Origin of the sequence: Streptomyces sp. CB01881, from assembly GCF_002953255.1 — a bacterium.
Classification (GTDB): Bacteria; Actinomycetota; Actinomycetes; order Streptomycetales; family Streptomycetaceae; genus Kitasatospora.
Genome location: NZ_CP026498.1, coordinates 6,854,668 through 6,861,156 on the forward strand (window position 1 = coordinate 6,854,668; position 6,489 = coordinate 6,861,156).

8 protein-coding genes and 2 tRNA genes are annotated in these 6,489 nt (G+C 72.2%); 3 read left to right on the plus strand and 7 right to left on the minus strand.

Features of this window, described 5'->3' with window-relative positions; translation table 11 throughout:
• Positions 1–19 precede the first annotated feature (19 nt).
• The 7 genes from C2142_RS19705 to C2142_RS19735 form a co-directional block, all read right to left on the minus strand.
• Positions 20–640, minus strand: coding sequence for a response regulator transcription factor (locus C2142_RS19705; protein ID WP_148643880.1), 621 nt, complete (start codon positions 638–640; stop codon positions 20–22).
• A 55-nt stretch (positions 641–695) separates the two neighbouring features.
• Complete coding sequence (locus C2142_RS19710; protein ID WP_148643881.1) at positions 696–1,946, minus strand: histidine kinase; 1,251 nt, start codon at positions 1,944–1,946, stop codon at positions 696–698.
• A gap of 38 nt (positions 1,947–1,984) precedes the next feature.
• A complete protein-coding gene (locus C2142_RS19715; RefSeq protein WP_148643882.1) occupies positions 1,985–2,815 on the minus strand; it encodes an ABC transporter permease in 831 nt (276 codons plus the stop codon).
• Positions 2,812–3,816, minus strand: coding sequence for an ABC transporter ATP-binding protein (locus tag C2142_RS19720; RefSeq protein WP_148643883.1), 1,005 nt, complete (start codon positions 3,814–3,816; stop codon positions 2,812–2,814). Before C2142_RS19720 ends, C2142_RS19715 begins: the two co-directional genes overlap by 4 nt.
• 261 nt (positions 3,817–4,077) lie before the next feature.
• Positions 4,078–4,153, minus strand: a tRNA-Gly gene (locus tag C2142_RS19725).
• Between the two features lie 39 nt (positions 4,154–4,192).
• Positions 4,193–4,265: transfer RNA gene (locus tag C2142_RS19730), tRNA-Gly, on the minus strand.
• A 130-nt stretch (positions 4,266–4,395) separates the two neighbouring features.
• Positions 4,396–4,713, minus strand: coding sequence for an Lsr2 family protein (locus C2142_RS19735; RefSeq protein WP_148643884.1), 318 nt, complete (start codon positions 4,711–4,713; stop codon positions 4,396–4,398).
• Between the two features lie 467 nt (positions 4,714–5,180).
• Here C2142_RS19735 and purS point away from each other — a divergent pair, with 467 nt between their 5' ends.
• The 3 genes from purS to C2142_RS19750 form a co-directional block, all read left to right on the plus strand.
• Positions 5,181–5,435: a phosphoribosylformylglycinamidine synthase subunit PurS gene (gene purS, locus C2142_RS19740; protein ID WP_148643885.1), complete on the plus strand. Its 255-nt coding sequence runs from the start codon at positions 5,181–5,183 to the stop codon at positions 5,433–5,435.
• Positions 5,432–6,109 (plus strand): phosphoribosylformylglycinamidine synthase subunit PurQ, encoded by a 678-nt coding sequence (purQ, locus tag C2142_RS19745; protein WP_148643886.1) that lies wholly within the window; start codon positions 5,432–5,434, stop codon positions 6,107–6,109. Before purS ends, purQ begins: the two co-directional genes overlap by 4 nt.
• The coding region (locus tag C2142_RS19750; RefSeq protein WP_346766385.1) for an AIR synthase related protein at positions 6,109–6,489 on the plus strand (381 nt) is incomplete at its 3' end. The genes purQ and C2142_RS19750, both read left to right, overlap by 1 nt.

Consider the following 6,489-nt stretch of genomic DNA (forward strand, 5'->3'; position numbering starts at 1 on the left):
CCGCGGGCGCGGCCGGGTCTCAGATCCAGCCGTGCTCGCGGGCGATCCGTACCGCCGCGTGGCGGTTCTCGGCGCCCAGCTTGCCGGCCGCCGACGAGAGGTAGTTGCGGACGGTCCCCTGCGAGAGGGCCGCGCGCTCGGCGATCTCGGCGATCGAGGTGCCGTCGGCGGCCAGCTCCAGCACGTCCGTCTCGCGCGGGGTCAGCGGCGTCTCGCCGGCACTGATCGCGTCCGCCGCCAGCTCCGGGTCGACGTACCGGGCGCCCGCCAGCACGGTGCGGATGATCCCGGCGAGGTCCGCCGCCGAGACGGTCTTCGGCAGGAAGCCGCGCACCCCGACCTCCAGCGCCCGCTTCAGGTAGCCCGGGCGTCCGTGGCCGGTGACGATCATCGTGCGGCAGTCCGGCAGCAGCCGGCGCAGCTCGGTGGCCACCTGGATGCCGTCCAGGCCGGGCATCTGGAGGTCCAGCACCGCGACGTCGGGGCGGTGCGCCTGCGCCATCGCCACCGCCTCCGGGCCGGAGGCGGCCTGGGCGACCACGGTGATGTCCTCCTCCAGGGAGAGCAGCGCGGCCATCGCCCCGCGGATCAGGTGCTCGTCGTCGGCGAGCAGGACGCGTACGGGGGCGGTGTCGGTCATCGGGCGGGCCTTCCGGCGGTGGCGGGCTTACGGGGTGACGCGGCGCGGCGGCGGCTCAGAGCGGGACGGTGGCGAGCACCCGGAACCGTCCCGGCCCGGTGGCCGGGACGCTCAGCTCGCCGTCGTGCGCGGCCAGCCGCTCGCGCAGCCCCCGCAGCCCGGTGCCGCCGCCCTGGGACGGGATCGGCACCGCCGGCACCCCGTCATTCTCCAGCTCCAGCACCGCCCGGCCGTCCTCCCGGCGCAGCCGGATCACGCAGTTGCCCGCCTCGCTGTGCCGCAGCACATTGGTGGTCGCCTCGCGGATCACCCAGCCGAGCACCGACTGGACCTGCTGCGGCAGCCCGTCGGCGTCGTCGCCGAGGTCGATCTCGCAGGCCACGTCGGCCGCGCGGAGGACCGCCCGGGCGCCGATCGCCTCCGCGTGCAGGTCCGCGGTGCGGTAGCCGCGGACCACGTCCCGCACCTCGCGCTGGGACTCCTGGGCGATCCGCTGCACCTCGGCCATCTGGTCGGCGGCCTCCGGGCGGCCGCGCCGGGCCAGCTGGACGGCCAGCTCGCTCTTCAGCGCGATGGTGGTGAGGTTGCGGCCCATCACGTCGTGCAGGTCGCGGGAGAACCTCAGCCGCTCCTCGGCGACGGCCAGCTGGGCCTGTGCCTCGCGGGCCGCGTCGAGCTCCCAGACGACGCCCTGGAGCCAGGCGCAGCCGCGGCAGCTGAGGCCGATGACGGCCATCATGATCAGGTCGCCGACCACCATCCCTGCCGACGTCGCGACGTCGATCCCGGCCACCAGCGTGGCGGGGACGACGAGGAGACGGCCGCCGAGCCCGGCGAGGACCGCCCGGCGCAGCGGCAGGCCCACGCACGCCGGGCCGAAGGCCGAGGCCACCAGGGAGGAGACGACCACGACGGTGAACGGCGGGCCGGCCGGGTTCTCCGGGCCCGCGGCACGGCCGAGCAGCAGCACGGCCCAGCAGCCGGCCAACGCCGTCGCGCCGGTGAGAACGAGCCAGCGCAGGTGGGTGGTGGGCCGCTTCAGGTAGTGGTCGAGCGAGGTGCGGTAGGCCCGCAGGCTGAGCAGGGTGGTGGCCAGGCCGATGACCAGGCTGACCCGGGCGGTGCTCCGGTAGGCCTCCTGGCCGACGGCGGATCCGGCGGCCAGGAGGACCGTCGCCATCAGGATCAGCGGCATCAGGTAGAGCGACCAGCGGAGGTAGAGCTCGGAGCGTTGCGGCTTGCCGTAGCCCTTCCAGGTGCGTATCGGCCCGCGTACGTCCATCTGCTTCGTCCCCCGTCCGGCCATGATCGTGTCCTGCCCTTCCTACCAGGTGCGGAGGGGTCCTAGCGGCGCGGCTCCCAGCGGAAGTAGCGGACGGCGCCCCAGGCCGCGAGGCCCAGCCAGACGGTGCCGGTGACCAGGTGCGGGGCGGCGGTGGCCCAGGTGCCGGCGAAGCCGGTGGCGGCCTCGGAGCCGTCGGTGCCGAACCAGCCGACGCGGATCAGCTGGAAGGCCGGGGTGGTGGGCAGCAGTCGGCAGGCGTCGGCGAGGCCGTCCGGCATGACCTCCAGCGGGAAGAACAGGCCGGAGCCGAACTGGGTGAGCAGCAGGACCGGCATGGTGGTGATGCCCGAGCTCTCGACGGTCCTGGTGAAGGCGCTGGAGATCGCGGCCAGGGCCATCAGGGTGCCGACGACCAGCACCAGCCCGGCGGCCAGCAGCAGCGGGTTGACCGGCATCGCGAGGTGCAGGGCGCCGGCGCCGACCACCCCGATGACGGTGCACATCAGCAGGGCGAGGCCGACCGAGGGCACCGCGGTGCCGGCCAGGATCTCGGCGTCCCGGGCCTCGCCGGTGCGCAGCCGCTTGAGCACCAGCTCGCCGCGGCGGGCCACGTACGCGGCGGTCAGGTTGTAGTAGACGACGAAGGCCAGCACCATCCCGACCGCTCCGTTGACCAGCAGCGAGTCGACGTCGAGGCCGGGGTTGCTCTTGGCCTGCTCGTCGAGCATGTTCTTCAGCCCGCCGATCAGCAGCACCGGCAGCAGCAGGGCGGTGAACAGCGCGGTCCGGTTGCGCACGAGCAGGGTGGCCTCGGCCCGGCCGAGGGCGAGCAGCCGGCGGACGGTGGTGCTCTGCGGTCCGGCGGCGGCGGTGGAGACGGCGGTGGTCATCGGGCGAGTCCGATCAGGCGGCGGCGGGCGGTGGGGGCGGCGGGGGCGTCGGCCGGGGGCTGGTGGGCGGCCTCGGAGGCGATGGCGAGGAAGGCCTCCTCCAGCGAGGCGCTGCGGGCGTCGAGGGCGCCGAGCGCGACGCCGTGCAGGTCGGCCCAGCCGAGCAGCGCGGTGAGGGTGGCCTGGAGCCGCGGGGTCTGCACGGTGACCCGGCGGCCGGTGACGAGGACCTCGGCCCCGGTCAGCGGCGGGAGGGAGACCCCGGAGTACTCGGGGAGTTCGAAGGTGATCCGGGCGGGGCGGCCGGCGATCACCTCGGCCACGGTGCCGGTGGTGACGACCCGGCCGCCGTGCATGATGGCCAGCCGGTCGGCCAGCTCCTCGGCCTCCTCCAGGTAGTGCGTGGTGAGCAGCACGGTGGTGCCCTCGGCCTGGAGGTCGCGGACCAGGTGCCAGACGGCGGCGCGGGCCTCCGGGTCGAGGCCGGTGCTGGGCTCGTCCAGGAAGAGCACCTCGGGGCGGCCGAGCAGGGCCATCGCCAGGTCGAGCCGGCGGCGCTCGCCGCCGGAGAGCTGCTTGACCCGGACGTTCCGGCGGCCGGCCAGGCCGACCAGTTCCAGTGCCTCGTCCACCGGACGGCTGTGGCTGGTCATCCCGGCCCAGCTGCGGCCGGTCTCGGCGACGGTGAGGTCGCCGGGGAAGCCGCCCTCCTGGAGCATGATGCCGATCCGCGGGCGGACGGCGGCCCGCTCGCGGTGCGGGTCGTGGCCGAGTACCCGGACCTGGCCGCCGGTCGGGGCGGCGAGGCCCTCGATCAGCTCCATGGTGGAGGTCTTGCCGGCCCCGTTGGTGCCGAGCAGTGCGAACAGCTCGCCCCGGCCGACGGTGAGGTCGACGCCGCGCACCGCGTGGTAGCCGGTGGCGCCGGAGCCGTAGTGGCGGTGGAGGCCGGTGACCTCGATCACGGGCTCGCTCGGGGCGGGGGGCTGGCTCGTTTCCATGCCTCAAGCCTTCCGCCGCCCGGGCCCCGCGGGCAGTGCGCGCCGTCATGAGAACGGGGTGCGGTTACCCGGGCCGGCGATGACAAATGTCATCGCCCCGGCGCCGGCGGCCCGGCCGGGAACGGCCCGGCGCGGAATACCGCGCCGGGAACCCCTTGCCGGGAAGCCTGGGTGGTGAAGTCCCGTGCGGGGAACACCCTGCCGGGAAGCCCCGTACCGGGAACGCCGAAGGGCCCCCTCGATCGAGGGGGCCCTTCGTACTGGAGCGGACGACGAGATTCGAACTCGCGACCCTCACCTTGGCAAGGTGATGCTCTACCAACTGAGCCACGTCCGCAGGTCTTGCTATTGAGTTGTGCTGTGCTCGCGCACTGCGAGCGGACGACGAGATTCGAACTCGCGACCCTCACCTTGGCAAGGTGATGCTCTACCAACTGAGCCACGTCCGCATGGTGCCTGGTGGGGCACCCGCCGCCTCTTCGGATCTCTCCGTTGCGGCGACGAGGAATACTCTACAGCATCGTTCGGGGTGGTCGCCCCACCCTTTCGGGCAGGTGGGACGACCGGGTCCCGGTGAGGTCAGTTCGCCTCGGCGAACGCCTCGTACACCGCCTTGGGGATGCGGCCGCGGGCGGGCAGCTCCATGCCGTGCGACTGCGCCCAGGCGCGTACGGCGGACGGGTCCGGGGTGAGCGCGGTGCGGCGGAAGGACTTTCCGGTGCGGCTCTGGCGGCGGCCGGCCGCGACGAACGGAGCGAGGGCCTCCCGCAGCTTTTCCGCGTTGTCCAGGGACAGGTCGATCTCGTAGGACTTCCCGTCGACGCCGAAGTGGACGGTTTCCGCGGCGGCGCCGCCGTCCAGGTCGTCGGAGAGCGTGACGACTACACGCTGAGCCATGGGTGTCAATCCTCTCGGGCAATTCGGCCGAAGGGCGCGGGGTGCGCTCCCGTGGCCTGATGTGCACCACACGCGCAAGTGCATACGGGCAGGCCTGACGGCGTGCCGGATACGCAGCGCTTGCCGCGGCAGGTGGCCCTATTCTGCACCCGAAGCGGGTCGAAATCGAAGAGTCCGGCTTTCTTTTCCGGATATTCACGTCTCTTCGCCGGAGTGCGGGATAGTGGCGCACTCGGCTGGCCGATCTGTCCCGGAGTGCCGGTATTCGGGTGCTCTTCGGCCGTTCTCGTTCGCCGAGCCGAATCCGCAGAAATGGGGTGGCCGCCGGGGTGGGGCACAGGCCCGGAACCCTTGCGGCGTAAGGGTCTCGGGTCTACGCGCGTCGCCCTCCCCGGCCAGCAATCCCACCCGAAACCCCCGGTAGTCTGGAGTTCCCCCGCCTCACGAAGACACCACCGGGAGTGCCAGTGGCACGCGTCGTAGTCGACGTCATGCTCAAGCCGGAGATCCTCGACCCCCAGGGACAGGCGGTGCAGCGCGCACTGCCCCGTCTCGGATTCACCGGGATCGCCGACGTCCGCCAGGGCAAGCGCTTCGAGCTGGAGCTGGAGGGCCCGGTCGACGACGCCGCGCTCGCCCGTATCCGCGAAGCCGCCGAGACCTTTCTCGCCAACACCGTGATCGAGGACTTCACCGTCCACATCGAGGAGGAGGGCAAGTGACCACCCGCGTCGGCGTCGTCACTTTCCCCGGCTCACTCGATGACCGCGACGCCCAGCGCGCGGTCCGCCTGGCCGGCGCCGAGCCGGTCGCCCTCTGGCACCGTGACAAGGATCTCCACCAGGTCGACGCCGTCGTCCTGCCGGGCGGATTCAGTTACGGCGACTATCTGCGCTGCGGTGCCATCTCCCGCTTCTCCCCGGTGATGGAGACCATCATCGAGCAGGCGAAGCTGGGAATGCCGGTTCTCGGTATCTGCAACGGCTTCCAGGTGCTCTGCGAATCGCACCTGCTGCCCGGCGCGCTCACCCGCAACGACTCGCTGCACTTCATCTGCCGCGACCAGAAGCTGCGCATCGAGAACAACGGCACCGCCTGGACCCGGGATTACTCGGCCGGCCAGGAAATCGTCGTCCCGCTGAAGAACGGCGAGGGCCGCTTCGTCGCCGACGAGCACGTCCTCGACGCGCTGGAGGCGGAGGGCCGCATCGTGGCCCGTTACCTGGATGTGAACCCCAACGGTTCGTACCGCGACATCGCCGGCATCACCAACGCCGCGGGCAATGTCGTCGGCCTGATGCCGCACCCGGAGCACGCCGTGGAGCCGCTCACCGGTCCGACCACCGAGGGCCTGGGCTTCTTCACTTCCGTCCTGAAGCAGCTGGTGAACGCCTGATGAGCCTCGACACCGTCAAGAACGCAGAGCAGACCCCGGACGCCGCCCAGCCGTGGGCCGAGCTCGGCCTCAAGCAGGACGAGTACGCGCGGATCCGGGAGATCCTCGGGCGCCGCCCGACCGGTGCCGAGCTCGCGATGTACTCCGTCATGTGGTCGGAGCACTGTTCGTACAAGAGCTCCAAGGTCCACCTGAAGCAGTTCGGCGAGAAGGCCCCGAAGAACGACGCGATGCTCGTCGGCATCGGCGAGAACGCCGGTGTGGTCGACGTCGGCCAGGGCTACGCGGTCACCTTCAAGGTCGAGTCGCACAACCACCCGTCGTACATCGAGCCCTACCAGGGCGCGGCCACCGGCATCGGCGGCATCGTCCGCGACATC